This is a genomic window from Bartonella eidoli, from assembly GCF_036576145.1.
In the GTDB taxonomy this organism is placed as follows: domain Bacteria; phylum Pseudomonadota; class Alphaproteobacteria; order Rhizobiales; family Rhizobiaceae; genus Bartonella.
Map to the genome: position 1 here is coordinate 198,084 of NZ_JBAFWX010000001.1, position 20,572 is coordinate 218,655.

Genomic DNA, 20,572 nt, shown 5'->3' on the forward strand with positions numbered 1-20,572 from the left:
GGATATCCTTTTTATATAATCATGTTCGAGTACAGTTCTATTAAAAGGTGGCCAAAAAGGTATATAAGACCCCAATTTTTACGGTACAGATGCTTAAGCATTGAAGACATTGCTTGTTTTGGGCGTTTAGTTGATACCATTTTAGAAATAACGGCTCAGGATTGAGCGATGGTATCAATTTGGCATTCATCTATTTTTTTAGAGCCAAGAGGAGTTCCATCATCAAAATAACCACGTTTATACTATGCGCCATCCCATCCATTTTCTTCTAAAGCTTTTGTTAAACGTTTAAGAGCTTTACTCCAAGATTCAGTATGAACGCTGTCATTGCGTTTTTGAGCAAGAGGGATGAATTCGCGTAATGCGGTGCCAAGAAACCACCCTAACCAAATGCTCTCACCTTTTCCTTCAATACCTACTAAGTTCATGCCATCATTCCAATTACCTCTTAAAATTAGTGGCAGGCCATGAGGTCCACAACGTTTGATAGCAAGATTTAAAGCTAAAGCACAGTGTTCATAAAGTGTTGCAGTTTTTGAGGATTTTATAGGTTGAAAATAAGAGTCATGCTGTCCTGTATTTAAAGATTCTCCTTCAATGAATGCAATTTCAGTATCAAGAAAAGCGTAATCACCTGTGGTGTTCACATAAAGAGCTGTTCCATATGCAAGCCAAACGATATCATCAGAAACGAGTGTGCGAACACCGGCATTGGTATCAGGAATCCACCAGTGCTGCACATCTCCTTCAGGGAATTGATGAGCTGCAGCGTTTAATAATTGTTCGCGTGCAAGTTGTGGGTTGAGCAATAATAAAGATAAGCTATCTTGCAACTGGTCGCGGAAGCCAAATGCACCACTGGCTTGATAAAAAGCTGCTCGTGCCATCATACGGCATGCATAGATTTGATAAGGAAGCCAATTATTAACCATAATATCAAAAGAGGGGGCTGGTGTTTTTACTTGAAGAGGAGAAACAAAATCATTCCATTTTTTCTTTTGTTTATTTAATAAAGTTTCAAAATCACTTGTACGCACTTTATCTAGCAATTTTTCAGCTTTTTCTACGTTTTCTGTACTGCCTAGATAGAAGATTATCTCTTTTGTTTGCCCTGGTAACAAATCAATATCATAGGCTAATGCTGAGCAAGGATCGCATCCCGCTTCAATTGTATTCGACAGATCACCAGCTTTACGAATAGCATGCGGATGTGTAACTGTTCCTGTTGAGCCAATAAATTCAGTGCGATTGGTTGTGGTGCTAGTTGGCATTTCGGATGCTGATAAAAACGCTACTTGTTGGGATTTTTCTATATGGTAGGGATTTTGAACAAAATGTGCGCCACGTGTGGGATCATAAGAAGGAATGATAAAGGGGGCATATTTCGTACGGAAGCTTCCCAAAACCCATTCAACATAATTATAAAGTCGTAAGCTCCGTGGTTTTGTTCCTTCGTTTTTGAGGATAAGGCGGGAAAAACGAACAGGTTGTTCTTGATTAAGAGTATGGGTGAGTTCTAACGCGATCTCTGAGTGTGTAGATTTAAAAGTTGAAAACCCAAAACCATGACATGCTTCATATGTAATATTTTCATCACATTCTACAGTAGAAACAGGTGAAAAACAGTTTAAAGACAGACGATCTACAAGATAAAGAGCTTCTCCTGGACGGTTAGAAACAGGATCATTAGCCCAGGGGGTTAACTGATAATCACGGCTATTTTTAGCCCAAGTAAAGAGTGTGCCTTCAGCGGATACATGAAAGCCAAAATTTTGGTTAGCAATGATGTTAATCCATGGATGTGGCGTGACTGTAGATCCATTAAGACGTATTACGTAATGGTTATGATGATTAAAACCACCATAACCGTTCCAATACTTTAGATCTTTTCCATTAGCATAGAGAATAGGTGTCTTTTTGGGGTTGATGAGACCAACAGAAGAAAAAAGGCTGCGTTCGTTTTGTTTTATTACCTGTTTTTTGTAGTTCAATTTATTATAATGAAAACCTTTATGATTATTACGATTGGTTATTTCAAAGTCATCATCATTACTATGTTTGAGCTGTTCGGATAAAGAACCATTTTGAGCATGAAGAATGATGCGGGCTGATGCCAGAAGTGTTGTAAAGCTTTTTTCATTCATTTGATCACGTCGAAGTGCAAAAATATGCTGACGTTTATCGGTTTGATTAATGCGTTGACGATAAGGTTCACATGTCCATTCAATAGCGCATTGTGTATCCTGCATATATGAAGATGTTTGCTCGTTCAATATAACAAGATCAACAGTTAGTTTGCGTGTGTGCCAATATTCATGTGCTTGAAGAAGCTCACGTAATACAGTCATATCGTTTCCATTATTTAATCTAAGAAGACAGATAGGGTAATCACCTGAAATGGACATTGGCCAAAGATCAGACTGTTTTCCAAGATTTTTTGCTAACGCTTCAGTAGGAAGACGCCATTTTTTGTCAGGATAAATAAGTGATGTTGCATATTTTTGATAGGAAATAGCATCTTTTAGATTAATACCATTCTGATATAATAAAACTTGCGAACGTGTCCATGCTATTGAAAGTTCTTTCTGAAAAATATTTGGTTCTCTATAATTTTTAATACAATTATGCAGCATTTCTTTTTTATTTGCAGCAAAAGTCCAAAAAATAAGTTCTGCGGTTTCGTGGGCGGGAATCTTTATGCGACACCGGATAGAGATGATAGGATCAAGAACACAACCTTGACTGTTGCTAAAACGAGTATTGTCATCAAATGCAGCAGGTCGATGAATCGATCGTCCTCGGCCAATAAATAGCGAACGATTTGTTTCAGCTTCTGTTTCTTGGATAATATCATGTGTATCAGTGATAAAATGAGCAATATAAATATCAGGATCATGGGGAGAGCGTTTACGTCTTTTAGCAAAAATTATTCGTCCTTCTTCAACAATTTCTGTCTCTATAAACATGCGTGAAAAAATAGGATGAGCACAATCAATATCCATTGTCGCTAGTGCTAATTCACCATAAGAGGTAATTTCAATAAAACGGTCTTTATTCGTTGTATTCGTTAATTGAATACGCCTACCTTCACCGTTACCCCCAGAAGTAACAAGACATTCAAGTGTTGACTTTATACCATCAACTACTTTTGTGTATTCAGCTTTTTCATCTGTAAAAATGCTGACAGCTTCTTCTTCGATAATGCGCGTTGGCTCACCAGTAACAGACCACCAGCGTCCAGTCTGTGTATCACGTAGAAAGAACAAAGTGCCTTGTTGGTCTTCTGCTACATCAGGAATAAATCGTGTAATCGTATAATCGTGCCAACGACTGTAACCAGAACCATTGGCTGTTAACATGATAGAATAAGAACCACTAGATAAGAGCAAAGTTGAACGTGGTTTTAGCAGCGGATTCTCTATGATGCGCATAGGAGCATTGTCAAACTCCTGCAAATTATTGCGCATAGTATTAATAGCTTTCGTATGAATGATGGGAATTTGGTGGGGAGCTTTTTCTTGTAATAATAATTGTACAGCTTCGATCGCAGGGTCATTATGAAAGCGATCACGCATACGCCCTTGAAAAATGACATTATTAACAGCAAGAATGGACATACCATGATGGTGCGCATAATAATTACGTACAATCGCGTACTTTTTTCCTGTTTGCACCCGTGAAGGTGTGAAGTCAACAGAGTCATAATAACCATACGCTCCTAAAGCTCCGAGGTTACGTAGTCGTTTCAGATTTGTTACAGCTTGGTTAGGAGCATATTGTGCAGCTAAAAGACTAGCGTAAGGGGCAATAACAGCATGACGTGAGAGACCACGTTGGAGTCCAAGGTTTGGATCACCAAAATTAGCATATTGATAATTCATTAAGTGATCGCGAGCATTAAATGCAGATTCTGAAATACCCCATGGTAACCCTCGTTTATGAGCATATTGTATTTGATGACGAATAATCAATCGGTTCGTTTGATCTAATATAGAGCCCAAAGGTTCATGTATAATGAGAGATGGCATTAAATATTCAAACATGGATCCTGACCATGATAAAAGGGCACCTTTCCAACCGACTGGGACCAATAATCGTCCAAGATGAAACCAATGTTTAAGTTTTACATCTCCTTTTGCAATTGCAAAAAGGCTTGCAAGACGTGCTTCTGAAGCTAAAAGATCATAACAACTTTCATCAAGTTTGTTGTCTTGAATACGATAACCAATGGACAAAATATGCCGTTTAGGCTGTTTTAAAAAGTCAAACTCCATATCAAAGGCTATTTGTCGAGCTTTTACAGCTAAAGTATTTAATCTTTCGCGTAATTTTTCGGTATCATAGTTCCCGATGATATCTTGGTGATGCGCTTCACAGGTTTCTACAAGGTATTTTGCCCAGGATAACGCGTGAGCAGACTCTGTTGTTTGAGTTTTTTGATTGAGCTCATCTATTAAATGTACTATATTATTAGCAATATGAGAAAGATTAAGGATGCAAAGATAGGGTGCATCCGATTTTTTTATAAGAAAAATATTGGCTGTATAATGAAAATAAATAATTTTCTCTTCTATCTGTTGACGTAATGAATGTGAAATATGTTGATTATCTGGGATTTCTTTTACAGTTTCTGCAAGAATAGCATTTACGTCACATAAGCCCTCTCGATCACTTTGTAAAAAAATATGAGGTGTCTCAGACCATTGATGTAAGGCTGAAGACAATGTTACTAAATGGCCAGCAAGATTCCCTGAATCAACTGTTGAAACATAAGTTGGGAGAAGAGGTTTCAGTGTGTCCGTTTCATACCAATTATAGAAGTGACCACGAAATTTCTCCATTTTGCCAAGAGAGTTTAGTGTACGTTCAATACGTTTAATGGTTTCTTCAAAACTAATCCATCCAAAATCACGAGCAGCAATAATAGAAAGAAGATAAACTCCAATATTAGTAGGGGATGTTCGTTGAGCAACGAGAGGCTTTGGATATTCTTGGAAATTATCGGGTGGCAAATGATTATTTTGTGCATTAACAAATGTTGTATAATAAAGCCATGTTCGTCGAGCAATACATCGTAGTGCTTTTTTGTTCTTTGAAGATATATTGAGGGTATCATGAAATGTTGAAGGTTGGCTAACAATCCATGCGATGAAAGGGGAGAAAAACCACAATAGTCCAAATGGCAAAGCAATAAAACTCGTGAAAGTGTGGGAAAGTATGGGGGGCGTTATGGCAATGATACCAATAAGCGATGCTGGCCACATTGTTTGGAAATAGAAGTTAAAACTATTAGGAATCGATTGTGTTGTAGCTGAAGTTTTCCATTCAAGAAGATGTTTTTTTGAAATTTTCATGCGATAAAGCGTTCGGACAATCGCATCAGTCATAAAATAAGATGAATGAGCGAGAAATGTAATTTTAAGAAATACATTTGCTGATGTAAGGGTAGCTTTGTTTACAATTGATTGGAGTTGTCCATACCAAGAGTGATCAGCCTTGGATGGAATAAAATTTTTTAATATATCTAAGATTTGTGAAACGATGAGACTAGACAGTAAAAATATTTGCCATATGATTGCTATCTTGAATGGTAAAAGAGACCATCCGATAACTGTTGCGATCAACCACATAAGCGGTGTAAGAGAGCGGCGCAAATTGTCTTGCATTTTCCAACGTGTAATCGAGCTAATTTGATGCCGAGAAAAGAGATAAGGTAACAGTTGCCAATCACCACGAATCCAACGATGATAACGGGCAACATCAACATTATATGCTGTTGGATAATCTTCAATTATTTCTACATCACTAACAAATGCAGTATGTGCATAACCTCCTTCTAAAAGATCGTGACTGAGAACAGTGTTTTCTTTAATTTTTCCATCAAGTGCTTTTTCAAATGTATCGATATTATAGAGGCCTTTGCCGATGAATGTTCCTTCTCCCAAAATATCTTGATAAGTATCAGAAACAGAAAAAACATAAGGGTCAATACCGCGGTTAGCTGAAAAAACCCGTTGTAAAACTGATGTTTCTTTTCCTGCCATAAGAAAAGGAGTAGTACGAGGTTGTAAAATACCATAACCCTTTATAATATTCCCACTTTTCTCGTCGAAAACAGGATGGTTGAGTGGGTGATTGAGCTTTCCGACAAGTTTTGTAACACTTTCAGGGGTTAGACGGGTATCTGAATCTAGAGTCATTACAAATCGGAAATCCATGGGAAGATGGGGGCTGGGGGGATAAAAGCTTGTATTTTTACTTCCTCTTAATAATAGATTGAGTTCATGGAGTTTACCACGCTTGCGTTCCCACCCCATCCAACAATTTTCACTGGCATTATAAAGTCGTTGACGATGTAAAAGAAAAAATAGACAAGTATCATCACGATAGTAACGGTCATTAAGTTTATCTATACTTTTTTGCGCATAATGAAGAAGATCAAGATCGTCTTGTGTTTCTTTTAGTGAAGCATCTACCCAGTCTGTGATAAGTGCGAAATGGATAGCTCCTTTAGGATTAGAAAGATAGTGTATTTCAAGATTGCGTATTTGTTCATCAATATAATTTTTTGATGTAATTAAGGTAGGTACAGCAACCATTGTACGTGCATGTTTAGGAATGCCATCTTTATATTCATAACCAATAAGCTGTTTTGATGGAATAAACCATGAAATAACAGTATTGAAAAAGGAAAAAGCAGCATTCATAGCAGGAAAAAGTGCTAATGCGGTAAAAAGAAAAATCATCCATTTTGTTATGTCATATGCCCATAATAGGCCATATACTGAAAATAAAAGAATGATTGTTAAAAGGGAGACCGGAATTGCGATTGTTTTTATTTTTGAATAACAATAAGTTCGTATCCACTTTATGAAAGAGGATTGAGGACATCTACAAGCTTTTTCAAACATATGACGTCCATCATCGATGAGATACCATCCAGCAGAAAGATTGTTGTGATAAGAAATATTTTCTGAGGAGACGAGCGTCATTTCTATAACTTTGCGTGCAACTTCCAGCTCATTAAGAGGCGAATTGCGCGCAATTTTTTCTATTGCTTGTCGATAGATATTACGTGAATGAGAATCGATTTCAGAAAAATCGCTATTTTCACGCAAAATAGAATCTACAACACTAACTGTTTCAAACCATTTCGTCCAATCGACATCATCAATAGCTTTAAGAGCCTGGATAATATTTCTCATGGTTACACCATCAGCTGCTTGTTGATTATGTTCATCAGCTGTTACAGTTTCTAGGTTAGTGTTTTGGTCATGCAATTGTTTTTCAAGCCAGCTTAATGCTCCTGTTGAATCAAAAAATGTGCTTCGAAGACGATAAAATAAATGAGATGAAAAAGTTGAATTAGAAAGAAACTTTGTATACAGAGAAAAGGAAGTGTGTAACTTTAATTCGCTTTTTTTAAGAGAGATTTGATTTGCTACTTCGTGAGCGAGATGGCGCATATGCTGTGCTTGTTCAATACGCAATGCAAGGCGACGTATATTTTCAATTAATAACATTTGTATGATAGAGGGTAATGCCCATAATTCACAAATTTTCAAGGCGTGAATTTCTTGAAATCCACGGACCATAGCCGTAAGCGCTTCTTGTGAAAAATCGCTATCTGTATGAGAAATATAATACCAAGCTAAAACAAATACACGTGGTATTCTTGTTTTTTGTTTATAAAGTGGAAGTTGTTTAACAAATGATTCAGATAAGATACGGCGTAACTGTTGTATAGTTTTGTCAATAATATGATGGTTATCAAGAAGCCATTGAGCAGATGGTGTAATAGTTTCGTTGTTCCGTGCAGCAATATCGCTTATGTTAAAAATATGAAGAATAAATTTGGCATTTTCGTTCAATCTTTTATAGAAACTTTGGTTTACTTCATATTCAGGGAATAAAATTTTCTCATCAGATGCTATGGTGCGACCTAATTTATAAAGTTCATTTTGTGATTTATAGGTTGAGCGAATAGGAAAGCTAGTTTTAGTGAAGCAGTTGTTTTTTTTTTGTTTGGAACAAAAGTGCTTCATGAAAGATATTGTAAGAGCCATAATATTTTAATTGTTATTCAATGATATGGTTTATTTTATTTAATAATGGGCATTTTTATCTCAATAATGGGGATTGTATTTAAAAGTCTTTTATAGGTTTTTGATGAGGAGATGATTGAAAACTCAATAACGTAGTGTCACCGAAAAATAAAAAAGGCCGCCCCCCAATAGCGGCCTTAGTTTATTCTACTTTATTATTAATCTTGTTCTTGCTTTTTCAATGCTGCGCCGAGGATATCACCAAGAGAAGCGCCTGAATCTGTGGAGCCGTATTGCGCAACAGCTTCTTTTTCTTCTGCAATTTCGAGTGCTTTAATTGATACTGAAAGTTTACGTGTTTTTTTGTCGAATGCTGTGATACGGGCATCAACTTTTTGACCAATGGAAAAACGCTCAGGACGTTGTTCATCACGATCACGCGCTAAATCAGTGCGGCGAATAGTTGTCTCAAGATTGTGGTCAATCAATTTAACAGTAATATCATTTTCATTGACTGCGGTAACCTCACATGTGACGACAGCACCTTTTCGGAGTTCACCAGACGCAGCAGCTTCTCCAACTTTATCGTCAGAAAGTTGTTTAATTCCAAGAGAAATGCGTTCTTTTTCAATGTCAACATCAAGTACCACGGCTTTAACGATATCGCCTTTAGTATACGTATCAATGATTTGCTCGCCAGGACGATTCCAGTCAAGGTCAGAAAGATGAACCATACCGTCAACATCACCTTCCAATCCAATGAAAAGACCGAATTCTGTTTTGTTTTTGACTTCTCCTTCGATTTGCGAATTAATCGGAAATTTATTAGCAAAAGCTACCCAGGGGTTTTCAAATGTTTGCTTTAAGCTAAGAGAAATACGGCGCTTAGAAGGATCAATCTCAAGAACTACTACTTCGACTTCTTGTGATGTGGATAAAATTTTTCCAGGGTGGATATTTTTCTTTGTCCAACTCATTTCGGAAACATGGATCAATCCTTCGATTCCTGGTTCTATTTCAACAAAACCACCATAATCAGTAATGTTGGTAACAGCACCAGTAATTTTTTTACCGATAGGATATCTGACACTGATGCTTTCCCAAGGATCACTTTCAAGTTGTTTCATTCCAAGGGAGATGCGGTGCGTATCTTGATTGATACGAATAATTTGAACTTTAATAGTTTGACCGATTGTCAGGATTTCTGATGGATGATTTACGCGCCGCCATGCCATATCTGTAACGTGTAAGAGACCATCGATTCCGCCAAGATCAACAAAGGCACCATAATCAGTGATATTTTTTACTACACCTTCAACAATTTGGTTTTCTTCAAGATTTTGAACAATTTCTGAACGTTGCTCTGCACGGCTTTCTTCTAAGACTGTACGACGTGATACAACGATATTGCCACGGCGACGATCCATTTTCAAAATTTCGAAAGATTGTGAATTGTGCATTAATGGAGAAACATCACGAATGGGACGAATATCTACTTGACTGCGGGGCAAAAAGGCAACAGCTCCATCGAGGTCGACTGTAAATCCTCCTTTTACTTGACTAAAGATAATCCCATCGACGCGTGCGCCGGCATTAAATTTTTCTTCCAAACGAATCCAGCTTTCTTCTCGTCTTGCTTTTTCACGAGATAGAACAGCTTCACCCATCGCATTTTCAATGCGCTCGATGTAAACTTCAACTTCATCACCAATTTGTAAGGAACCATCTTTTCCTTTAGTTCCAAACTCTTTGAGTGGAATACGTCCTTCAACTTTAAGGCCAGCATCAATAATGGCCATGTCTTTTTCAATTGCAATGACACGACCTTTAACAACGGATCCCTCATTAAGATCATTGGTTTGGAAAGATTCCATTAAAAGGGCTTCAAAATCCGCTGTTGTGGGATTGTATTGTGACATAAGAACTCCTGATATATACCTTTATTCCAAAAGGTTAAGCGCTGGGTTAGTGTTAATAGTGGGTAACTGACTGCCTTATTTCTTAATACAGGAAGAAAAATTAGCGCTAGGCCGAAAATTACCTTGACGATTTCATTAACTACATGGATCATTTATAATAGGATTAATAAGAGCACATGCAGCTACGAATGTTGCTTCTATACCCAATTCTGACGTATCAAGCAAGTGGGCGTTTTTTGCTGGTTTTAGTGAGCCTTGTTTGCGGGTTATATCTCGGTTGTCACGCTGTTTAATATCTTCTAGGATTTTATTATAGTCTGCGTTGTATCCTTTTTTCAAAATTTCCTGATAACGGCGCTTTGCGCGTGTTTGAACATTGGCTAAAACATAAAATTTAATATTTGCATCAGGGCATACAATAGTACCAATATCACGACCATCAAGTACACTTCCGGGTAAAGTTTTCGCAAAGCTACGTTGTTTAGCAACAAGAATTTCACGAACTTCTGGTATGAGTGCTATTTTTGAAGCCGCTTCACCAAGTTCATGAGATGAGAGAATAGCCGGATTTAAGGTATTAAAGTCAATATTTTTAGCATAAATAATAGCACTGTTTTTATCATTGATATTTAGTTTTTTTTGTAAAAGGGCATAGGCAACACCGCGATAAGTAAGACCAGTATCTAAATGGTGAAGATGATAGTACTCAGCAATTTTGTGTGCTAGTGTTCCTTTTCCTGATGCTGCTGGTCCATCAATTGCAATAACAAAAGGTTTCAATTAATTTTTCCTCCGAGTTGTTGCATGAGAGGGATAAATTGGGGAAAGCTGGTAGAAATCATTCGTTTATCATCAATGGTAACTGGTTTTTCTGATACAAGTCCAAAGACAAGAAAACACATGGCAATGCGATGATCGAGGTATGTCATAACGTGTCCACCACCCAATCCTTTAGCGGAATTTTTTCCATGAACAATGAGAAAATCTTCACCTTTTTCACAGTTTACGTGATTGATTTTCAGTCCTTGTGCAATAGCGGAAAGTCGGTCTGATTCTTTAACGCGTAACTCTTCAAGTCCTAACATCATTGTTTTTCCTTCAGCAAAGGCTGCAGCTACCGCTAAAGCAGGGTATTCATCAATCATAGAGGGAGCCCATTCTTTGGGTACAGTTACCCCTTTTAGCTCTGATGATTTGACCCGTAAATCAGCTACATCTTCTCCTCCTGTTTGGCGCTGATTGAAAAGTTTAATATCCGCTCCCATCTCCCATAATATTTTAATAAGTCCTATCCGTGATCTATTTATAAGAACATTTTCAATGGTGATATCAGAATCCTTTACAAGAAGGGCAGCAATAAGTGGAAAAGCTGCAGAAGAGGGGTCACCTGGAATGTCAATAGTTGTTCCAGTAAGATGTGGTTGGCCATTAAGGTGAATAAAACGTGTGCCTTTTGCATTGACGTCTATTTCAAGTTTAGCTCCAAACGCTTTTAGCATTTTTTCTGTATGATCTCGAGTGAGGATCGGCTCGATAACAGTCGTCGTGCCGGCGATATTAAGTCCAGCAAGCAGAACGGCTGACTTAACTTGGGAGGAAGCTATTGGAATACGGTAACATATCGGATTCGCCATTTTAGGGCCATAAAGCGTTAAAGGAAGATTCTCTCCGTGTTTTGCTTCAATTTCAACTCCCATTAAACGCAATGGGTCAAGAATACGTCCCATTGGTCGTTTAGATAGCGAAGTATCACCAGTAAATGTTGTTTTCATGTGATAGGGACCAACCATTCCCATAACTAAACGTACACCTGTTCCGGCATTCCCAAAATTTAAAGGGGTCTGTGCTTCCAAAAGGCAACCATTGCCAGTTCCACGAATAACCCAGACGCCGTTTTTTTTATGAATACAGGCTCCCATAGCATGCATAGCGGCAGCTGTTTTTTGAATATCATCGCTTTCAAGTAGTCCATGAATATACGTTTCACCACTTGCTAATCCCCCCAATATAAGAGATCGATGAGAGATGGATTTATCTCCTGGTATTTTAATTGTTCCAGAAAGATTTGTAGACTGATAGGCAGTTATAGGGATTGCTTTTTTCATAAAAATTCTGTTTAATTTTGTCTAAAATTATTAAAGAAGTATTCTTTAGCATATGCTTTTAAAGGCGTCATGAGGAAATTCATGTAAAACAATGTATTTATCTTTGACAAAATTACTATCTTTCGATTAAGCACCGTAATTTATTATTGCAATTATAGTTTTAAAAAGAGGCACGGTTCATGGCAAAACAAGAACTTGGAACTAAACGTGTTGATCCAGAAACGGGAAAGAAGTTTTATGATCTTAATCGCGACCCTATTGTGTCGCCTTATACAGGTATTTCTTATCCTCGTTCTTATTTTGAGGTTGCAGCAGCTGAAGCAAATGGTGAAGAAGAGGTTGATGCTGAAGAGCTTGATACAGCGCTTGAAAAGTCTGCTTTTATGCTTCTAGAAGAAGATGTCGATGATTCTAAAGATGATGATCTTCCTGATTTAGGAGATAGTGATGTAGATATCGGTGATGATGATGATACATTTCTGTCTCATGATGAAGATGATGAGGATAATGACGTTACTGGTATTCTCGGAGGCAATGTTTCTAGCGATGATGATTGAAAAAGTTAGAAGCTATTCTTTTCATTAAATGTAAATTTTCCTTGATATTAAATTTTGCTCGCTTTAAAAAACTTAAAAACTATTTTCTATTTCGAGAAGAGAGTGTCCATTTTTTGTTGGGGCTATAGCTCAGCTGGGAGAGCGCTTGCATGGCATGCAAGAGGTCAGCGGTTCGATCCCGCTTAGCTCCACCAATAAAGGATATTTTTATAAGGGGCTATATGTAAAGAGATTTAGATGCTGAGTGAGGGTTGGCACTGTGGTACTTGAGGTGACCTAGTTGGTATTTAAATGATTCCTATAACAATGTTTTTGTTTGTAGTCATTGCAATATATGTTGCGCTAAGTTTCAATATCGGTGAAGGTTTTGTTTTTAAAAGTAGACAAATGGGCTAGCGATGTTTCTACGACCTATCTAAAAAGAAGGAATGAAGCCGTTTAGCATTTCTGCCATTTAAATTTATTAGATCATGAATGATGGTATTAGGCTTATATAAAACTTGAAATGTCATTTTAAATGTTTCAATAAGAATATTTTTTAGGGTTAGATTCCGTAAAAATAGGAAGTGTGGAATTATTTGAGGGGAAAATAGTGCCTTCTTATCGTTCAAGAATATCAACTCATGGACGCAATATGGCCGGAGCTCGTGGTCTTTGGCGTGCAACGGGAATGAGAGAGACCGATTTTGGTAAACCCATTATTGCTATTGCGAATTCTTTTACGCAATTTGTACCAGGGCATGTTCATTTAAAAGATCTTGGGCAATTGGTTGCACAAGAGATAGCTATTTCTGGTGGTGTTGCGAAGGAATTTAATACAATTGCCGTAGATGATGGAATTGCTATGGGGCATGATGGAATGCTTTATTCTTTGCCTTCGCGTGAAATCATTGCAGATTCTGTCGAATACATGGTTAATGCTCATTGTGCAGATGCATTAGTATGTATTTCCAATTGTGATAAAATTACGCCTGGAATGTTAATGGCCGCTCTACGGTTGAATATTCCGACAATTTTTGTTTCAGGTGGCCCCATGGAAGCGGGTAAAATTAAATGGAAAAATCAAGATATTTCTGTTGATTTAGTTGATGCAATGATCGCTGCGGCTTCTGAATATAATTCAGAAGAAGAAGTTGCAGAAATGGAACGTGCTGCTTGCCCTACATGTGGTTCTTGTTCAGGGATGTTTACCGCTAATTCTATGAACTGTCTTACCGAGGCGTTAGGGTTGTCCCTTCCTGGAAATGGGTCAATGTTAGCGACGCATGCGGATCGTCAGACGCTTTTTGTAGAAGCTGGTCGTCGAATTGTTTCATTAGTCAAACGTTATTATGAAGAAAATGATACAACAATTCTGCCACGTTCTATTGCTTCGCGCAGGGCCTTTGAGAATGCAATGACTGTTGATATTTCTATGGGAGGATCAACCAATACTGTATTGCATCTTTTAGCAGCAGCGCAAGAAGGTGAAATAGATTTTACCATGGATGATATTGATCGTCTTTCGCTTCGTGTTCCTGTCTTGTGTAAGGTCGCGCCTGCTATCCCTAATGTACATATGGAAGATGTGCACCGTGCTGGTGGTATTATGGGGCTTTTAGGGGAATTGGATGCCGCTGGACTTATTGATACATCTGTTTATACGGTTCATGAAAAAACAATGAAAGAAGCTCTTAGCCGTTGGGATGTGAAAAAAACTGATGAATTAACGGTTCACAAATTTTATCGTGCAGCACCAGGTGGTATTCCAACACAAACAGCTTTTAGTCAGTTTTGTCGTTATGATACCCTTGATCTTGATCGTGAAAAGGGTGTAATTCGCGATGTTAAACATGCGTATTCGCAAGATGGAGGGCTAGCAGTTCTTTATGGAAACCTTGCTGAAGATGGCTGTATCGTAAAAACAGCAGGTGTTGATCAATCAATTTTAACTTTTAAAGGTCCAGCAAGAATTTTTGAAAGTCAAGAATCCGCGGTTTCAGCAATTTTGACCGATAAAATTAAATCAGGCGATATTGTTGTAATTCGTTATGAAGGTCCGCGTGGTGGACCTGGGATGCAAGAAATGCTTTATCCAACGAGTTATCTGAAATCTAAAGGATTAGGAAAGGTTTGTGCGCTTGTAACTGATGGTCGTTTTTCAGGGGGGACTTCAGGACTTTCTATTGGGCATATTTCACCAGAAGCTGCTGAAAAAGGAGAAATTGCTTTGGTGGAAGAGGGTGATATAATAGAAATTGATATTCCTAACCGTACCATTCATATGTTAGTCGATAATGTTGAGATTATGCGTCGTCGAGCTGAAATGGAGAAAAAAGGAAAGACAGCTTGGCAGCCTGTTGAGAAACGTAAGCGTAAAGTCTCAAAAGCTCTTAAAGCGTATGCCGCTATGACAACTTCTGCTGCAAAAGGTGCGGTTCGTTATATTGGATAAGATATAGAGTTATCTTGCAAGAAATAATTAGGGGTTAAAGGGTATTTTGCATCATCGTGAATATAATTCAAAGGATTTTTTAGTTTTTTTCTATCTTATTAAGTTTTTCTTATAACAAATAATCTGCATGAATTCTTTCATTATTTAAATACGAAGAAATAATATAAATGCAGACAATGGTCAGTATGAATCAAAAATAACCAAGAAGAAATGTTTTTTATTGGGGATCACTTTTCTCGAGATTCTTGAGGTAATAAAGTGTTTCTAGAGCATCTTTAGGAGAAAGTTCATCAGGATGAATATTTTTAAAGGCTTCATGAAGCCTGCAGAGTTTTTTTGTTTTTTCATTTGTGAAAGATGTTTCTTTAAGGGAAAAGAGCGGTAAGTCATCAATTAATTTATTTTCTTTTTCGTTCATTTTTCCTGTTTCTAATTGGTGTAAAACATCTGTAGCGCGCGTAATAACTGCTGCAGGAAGTCCTGCAAGTTTTGCAACTTGCACTCCGTAGGATCTGTCAGCAGCTCCGGGTACAACTTCATGAAGAAAAACTATATCACCATCCCAATTATTGACTTTCATTGTTACATTATGAAGGCGATTAAGTTTTTGTGTAAGCGCTGTCATTTCGTGAAAATGTGTGGCGAGAATAGCACGGCAGCGATTAACCTCATGAAGATATTCAACTGTTGCCCAAGCAATTGAAAGACCATCAAAGGTTGATGTCCCCCGTCCGATTTCATCAAGAATAACAAGGGAGTGGTTACTCGCATGATTAAGAATTGTTGCTGTTTCAACCATCTCCATCATAAAGGTCGAGCATCCTCGTGCAAGGTCATCAGAAGCACCTACACGACTAAATAAGCGATCAACAATACCAATATGGGCTGCAGCAGCTGGAACAAAAGAACCCATTTGTGCCATAATAGCAATGAGAGCATTTTGCCGCAAGAAAGTTGATTTTCCTCCCATATTAGGTCCAGTCAATAGCCAAATTGCTGCATGTTGTTGGTTTTTTTGCGCAGAGAGATTACAATGATTGGCAATAAATGGTTCTGCGGCTTGCTTTCGTAATGCTTGCTCTACAACAGGATGGCGTCCAGCGGTTATGTAAAAAGCAAGCGAATGGTCAACTTTAGGACGACAATATTCTTGTTCTTCAGCTAAATAGGCTAAAGCAACAGAGACATCCAGAATAGCAAGTGCTTCAGCAGCTTTACGAATGAAGTCGATCTGTTCGGTAATTTCATTAACAAGATTATCAAAAATTTCCAATTCAAGAGTTGTTGCATGGTTAGCAGCGTGGGCGATACGGCTTTCAAGTTCAGCAAGTTCTGTAGTGGTAAAGCGCGTAGCATTTACCATTGTTTGCCGGTGAATAAAACGTGCTTTTGCTTGTGGAGTATCGGTAAGAGCAGATGTTTGTGAATTGGTGACTTCAATAAAATAGCCTAAGATGTTATTATACTTTATTTTTAGTGTTTTAATCCCCGTTTCTTTGGAATATTTTGCTTGAAGTTCAGCAATAACACGGCGGGATTCATCGCGCAGAGCGCGCATTTCATCTAGTTCTTTATTATAATGAGGACGAATAAAACCACCATCACGTTTAAGCAATGGGAGCTCATCTGCTAATGCTTGTGTTAAACGAAAATGTAAAGCAGTAGGTAAACGTGAAAAAATATGTTGTACATCACTTATTTCTTGAGGAAGTATTTTATCATTAAGAAACTGAGTAAGTTTATGAATAATTTCAAAACCACGCTGGATTGCTGCTATATCACGTGGTCCCCCTCGTCCGAGAGCTAAACGTGAAACTGCGCGGGGCATATCCGGTCCCCCTTTGAGGGTGCATTTTATTTCTTCTGCAAGAGACATATTTTGCAAGAAAAAGGCAATCGAATCTAAACGTTTATCTATAGCCGAAGGTGTGGTTAAGGGAGAAATTAAGCGATCAAGAAGAAGACGTGATCCTCCTCCTGTTACAGTACGATCAATTGCTTTTAGCAAACTTCCATCATGTTTACCTGATGTAGTTTTAACAAGCTCAAGACTCAGTCTAGTTGCAGCATCAATGAAAAGGGTAGCACTTTCATTTTGCCGCTCAGGACGCATGAGAGGGGGACGATGAGAGATTTGTGTTTTTTCAATATAACGAATAGCTGCAACGATTGCAGAAAGTTCGGGACGCGAATAGTCAGCAATACCTCTTAGAGTAGAGAGTTTAAAGTAACTGCAGATGTCACGTTCAGCAGTGATTGTATCAAAAAGACTCGCGGGTTGAGATGAAATAATACGATTGAGTACATTAAAAAGCGGTTTGTGTGATTGATCATGAAAAAAAGAGTCCGCTACAATAATTTCTTGTGGATCTACACGCATAATTTCTGCCAAAAGCCTTTCATGGCAGCTTTCTGTTACACGAAATATACCTGTTGAAATATCAATCCAAGAAAGAGCAAATTCTTCTTTATCACTAGTTTTAATACGAGCAAGTGCCATCAAATAATTTGCACGCGCTGGATCAAGAAGTTTTTCCTCTGTTATAGTTCCAGGTGTAACAAGGCGCACAACATCGCGCTGAACAACTGATTTTGATCCACGTTTTTTAGCTTCTGCTGGATCTTCTAATTGTTCACAAACTGCAACTCGATAACCACAAGATATCAGTTTTTGTAAATAATCATCTGCAGCATGAACTGGTACGCCACACATAGGAATATCTTCACCAAGATGTTTCCCACGTGTTGTAAGTGTAATTCCTAGAGTTTGAGCAGCTTCAATCGCATCATTAAAAAATAATTCATAGAAGTCTCCCATACGATAAAATAGAAGGGAATCGCTATTAACTGCCTTGATTTCTATGTATTGCTCCATCATAGGTGTAGGGCGTTCTTTATGTGACGTAGATGGTGAAGGTTGGGGGATTAAATTATTTTTGCAATTGCTCTTATCATCCATTTTACGCGCTCATTTCATGCACTTAAGGTTTTGATACCTTTTTTATTTACTTCAATACTTACCTTCATTATCTCTGAACTGAAACGCACAATGATATATACAACCCATAATGATATATCAGATAAGCATAGCGATTTCTGACATATGAATCAAATTGAAAATCGGGTAATTAGATAGATTATAGAACAAGAGTTAAGCTACTTTAGGAGAAAGTAAGTGATATGAGAAACAATGAGCAAGATCGAAAAATGTCTCAAACTGTTTATAATGCTAATGAGCAAGAAGTTCTTGATTTTCATAATCATGGTAAACCTGGAAAACTTGAGATTGTTGCCACAAAACCAATAAAGACGCAGCATGATTTAGCGCTTGCTTATTCGCCAGGTGTTGCTATTCCAGTTAATGCGATTTCTCAAAATCCAGAGTTAGCTTATGATTATACGGCGAAAGGTAATCTTGTAGCTGTTATATCAAATGGAACTGCTATTTTAGGTTTAGGTAATTTAGGTGCACTAGCATCTAAACCGGTTATGGAAGGTAAAGCAGTACTTTTTAAATGTTTTGCAGACATTGATGCAATTGATTTAGAAGTTGATATAAATGATACAGAAAATTTTATTAATTTGGTCCGTCATTTAGAGCCTTCTTTTGGTGGCATCAATCTTGAAGATATTAAAGCACCTGAATGCTTTATTATTGAAAGTCGCTTGCGTGAAATAATGAATATTCCTGTTTTTCATGATGATCAACATGGTACGGCAATCATTGTAGCTGCTGGTGTGCTTAATGCTTTATATTTAACGGGACGTGATATGCAAAATACACGATTAGTTTGTAATGGTGCTGGTTCTGCAGGAATTGCATGTATTGAACTTATTAAGGCTATGGGGTTTCGTCCTGAAAATATTATCTTATGTGATACTAAGGGAGTTGTTTATAAGGGTCGTGAAGAGGGGATGAACCAATGGAAGTCTACTCACGCTATTCAAACAGATAAACGCACTCTTGCTGAAGCGATGGAAGGCGCTGATATGTTTTTTGGGGTTTCTGCTAAAGGTGCAATTACTCCTGAAATGGTTAAATCAATGGCACCCCAACCAATTATTTTTGCTATGGCAAATCCTGACCCGGAAATTACACCAGAAGAGGTGATGCAAGTACGTAGTGATGCTATTATCGCAACAGGTCGTTCCGATTATCCTAATCAAATCAATAATGTACTTTGTTTTCCTTATATATTTCGTGGTGCACTTGATGTGCGTGCGACAGTTATTAATGACGAAATGAAAATTGCAGCAGCAAGAGCGCTTGCAAAATTAGCTCATGAAGGCGTTCCTGACAGCGTTGCTAAAGCTTATTATGGGAAGAGGTTAAAATTTGGTCCAAATTATATCATCCCTGCTCCTTTTGATCCGCGTTTATTTACTGTTGTGTCAACTGCTGTAGCAAAAGCGGCAATGAGAAGTGGAGTTGCACGAAAGCATATTGATGATTTAGAGGCTTATGAGCGTGATTTGAATGTAAGACGTGATCCTACTTCCATCGTGATGCGTGGTGTTTATGACCATATTCGTCAAGACCCAAAACAAATTGTTTTTGCAGAAGGTGAAGAAGAGCAGGTTATGCGAGCAGCTGCTTCTTATGTTCATCAAAAATTAGGGAAGGCAATTTTAATTGGCTTTGAAGAGAGAATTAAGGAAATCGCTGCGGTTGCTGGAATTGATCTTGAACATCAAGATATTTCTATTATGAATGCTAAGCTCTCATGCCGTACAGATGTTTACGCTAATTATCTTTATAAAAAGATGCAACGTCAAGGTTGGTTGTTGCATGATTGTCATCGTCATATTCAAAATGATCACGACTATTTTGGTTCTTGTATGGTAGCATCGGGGGATGCTGATGCAATGGTTACAGGGATAACGCGCAATTATGAAACAACATTAATTGATATATGCAGGGTGATTAATGAGAAGCCAAAAGAACGATTAATTGGTATTTCAGTGGCTATTTGTCGTGGAAAAGTTGTATTTATTGCGGATACAGCTGTTTACGAGAATCCGAATGCTGAGGAACTCGCTGATATAGCAGAACAGACGGCTTCTTTTGTCTATGGGTTGGGATATAAACCACGGGTAGCGTTTGTGGCATTTTCTACCTTTGGATATAGAAGAGGACAGGTTGTACAGCATATTCAGGATGCTGTTAATATTTTACATAAACGCAAGGTTAATTTTGAATTTGATGGGGAAGTGAGCGCTGATGTGGCGCTTAATCTGAAATTAATGCAACAATATTCCTTTATGAGTTTAACAGAGCCTGCTAATATCTTGGTAATGCCAGGATATCATACGTCTTCGATTGCTATTAGCATGCTACAGGAGCTTGGTGAGGCAACTATCATTGGTCCTATTTTGATTGGATTAGAAAAATCTGTTCAAATTACACCATTTAGTAGAAACGATACGGACATTTTAAATATAGCAGCACTAGCCGCTTACCATGCTAACAATAAAGGCATCTGATATTTCAGAGCCTTTAATAACAAAAGTG

8 protein-coding genes and 1 tRNA gene are annotated in these 20,572 nt (G+C 37.8%); 4 read left to right on the forward strand and 5 right to left on the reverse strand.

From position 1 onward, the window contains the following. Positions 1-242: 242 nt before the first annotated feature. The 4 genes from V5N68_RS00830 to aroA all read right to left on the reverse strand — a co-directional run bounded on the left by V5N68_RS00830 (position 243) and on the right by aroA (position 12,069). Positions 243-8,066, reverse strand: a complete 7,824-nt coding sequence (locus V5N68_RS00830; RefSeq protein ID WP_442879677.1) for a GH36-type glycosyl hydrolase domain-containing protein — start codon at positions 8,064-8,066, stop codon at positions 243-245. A 197-nt stretch (positions 8,067-8,263) separates the two neighbouring features. Beyond that, entirely contained in the window at positions 8,264-9,964 is a 1,701-nt protein-coding gene (gene rpsA / locus V5N68_RS00835; RefSeq protein WP_332065301.1) for a 30S ribosomal protein S1, read from the reverse strand. 135 nt (positions 9,965-10,099) lie between these two features. Then, positions 10,100-10,744, reverse strand: coding sequence for a (d)CMP kinase (gene cmk / locus V5N68_RS00840; protein WP_332065302.1), 645 nt, complete (start codon positions 10,742-10,744; stop codon positions 10,100-10,102). Continuing rightward, positions 10,741-12,069 (reverse strand): 3-phosphoshikimate 1-carboxyvinyltransferase, encoded by a 1,329-nt coding sequence (gene aroA / locus V5N68_RS00845; protein ID WP_332065303.1) that lies wholly within the window; start codon positions 12,067-12,069, stop codon positions 10,741-10,743. Before aroA ends, cmk begins: the two co-directional genes overlap by 4 nt. A 179-nt stretch (positions 12,070-12,248) precedes the next feature. Here aroA and V5N68_RS00850 point away from each other — a divergent pair, with 179 nt between their 5' ends. From V5N68_RS00850 to ilvD, 3 genes are all read left to right on the forward strand, one after another. Beyond that, entirely contained in the window at positions 12,249-12,626 is a 378-nt protein-coding gene (locus tag V5N68_RS00850; protein WP_332065304.1) for a TIGR02300 family protein, read from the forward strand. A gap of 118 nt (positions 12,627-12,744) precedes the next feature. Beyond that, positions 12,745-12,820: transfer RNA gene (locus V5N68_RS00855), tRNA-Ala, on the forward strand. Between the two features lie 398 nt (positions 12,821-13,218). Then, positions 13,219-15,060, forward strand: coding sequence for a dihydroxy-acid dehydratase (gene ilvD, locus V5N68_RS00860; protein ID WP_332065426.1), 1,842 nt, complete (start codon positions 13,219-13,221; stop codon positions 15,058-15,060). Between the two features lie 217 nt (positions 15,061-15,277). Here ilvD and mutS read toward each other — a convergent pair whose 3' ends face one another. Beyond that, positions 15,278-18,019: a DNA mismatch repair protein MutS gene (gene mutS, locus V5N68_RS00865; RefSeq protein ID WP_332065305.1), complete on the reverse strand. Its 2,742-nt coding sequence runs from the start codon at positions 18,017-18,019 to the stop codon at positions 15,278-15,280. Positions 18,020-18,240: 221 nt separating this feature from the next. On the opposite strand from mutS, the gene V5N68_RS00870 reads away from it, so the two are divergent. After that, a complete protein-coding gene (locus V5N68_RS00870; protein WP_332065306.1) occupies positions 18,241-20,544 on the forward strand; it encodes an NADP-dependent malic enzyme in 2,304 nt (767 codons plus the stop codon). The last annotated feature ends 28 nt before the right edge of the window (positions 20,545-20,572 follow it).

Coding starts and splice junctions, on each gene's coding strand:
- V5N68_RS00830 (WP_442879677.1), bottom strand. CDS start 8,066: ATGGCTCTTACAATATCTTTCATGAAGCACTTTTGTTCCAAACAAAAA.
- V5N68_RS00870 (WP_332065306.1), top strand. CDS start 18,241: ATGAGAAACAATGAGCAAGATCGAAAAATGTCTCAAACTGTTTATAAT.
- aroA (WP_332065303.1), bottom strand. CDS start 12,069: ATGAAAAAAGCAATCCCTATAACTGCCTATCAGTCTACAAATCTTTCT.
- rpsA (WP_332065301.1), bottom strand. CDS start 9,964: ATGTCACAATACAATCCCACAACAGCGGATTTTGAAGCCCTTTTAATG.
- V5N68_RS00850 (WP_332065304.1), top strand. CDS start 12,249: ATGGCAAAACAAGAACTTGGAACTAAACGTGTTGATCCAGAAACGGGA.
- mutS (WP_332065305.1), bottom strand. CDS start 18,019: ATGGATGATAAGAGCAATTGCAAAAATAATTTAATCCCCCAACCTTCA.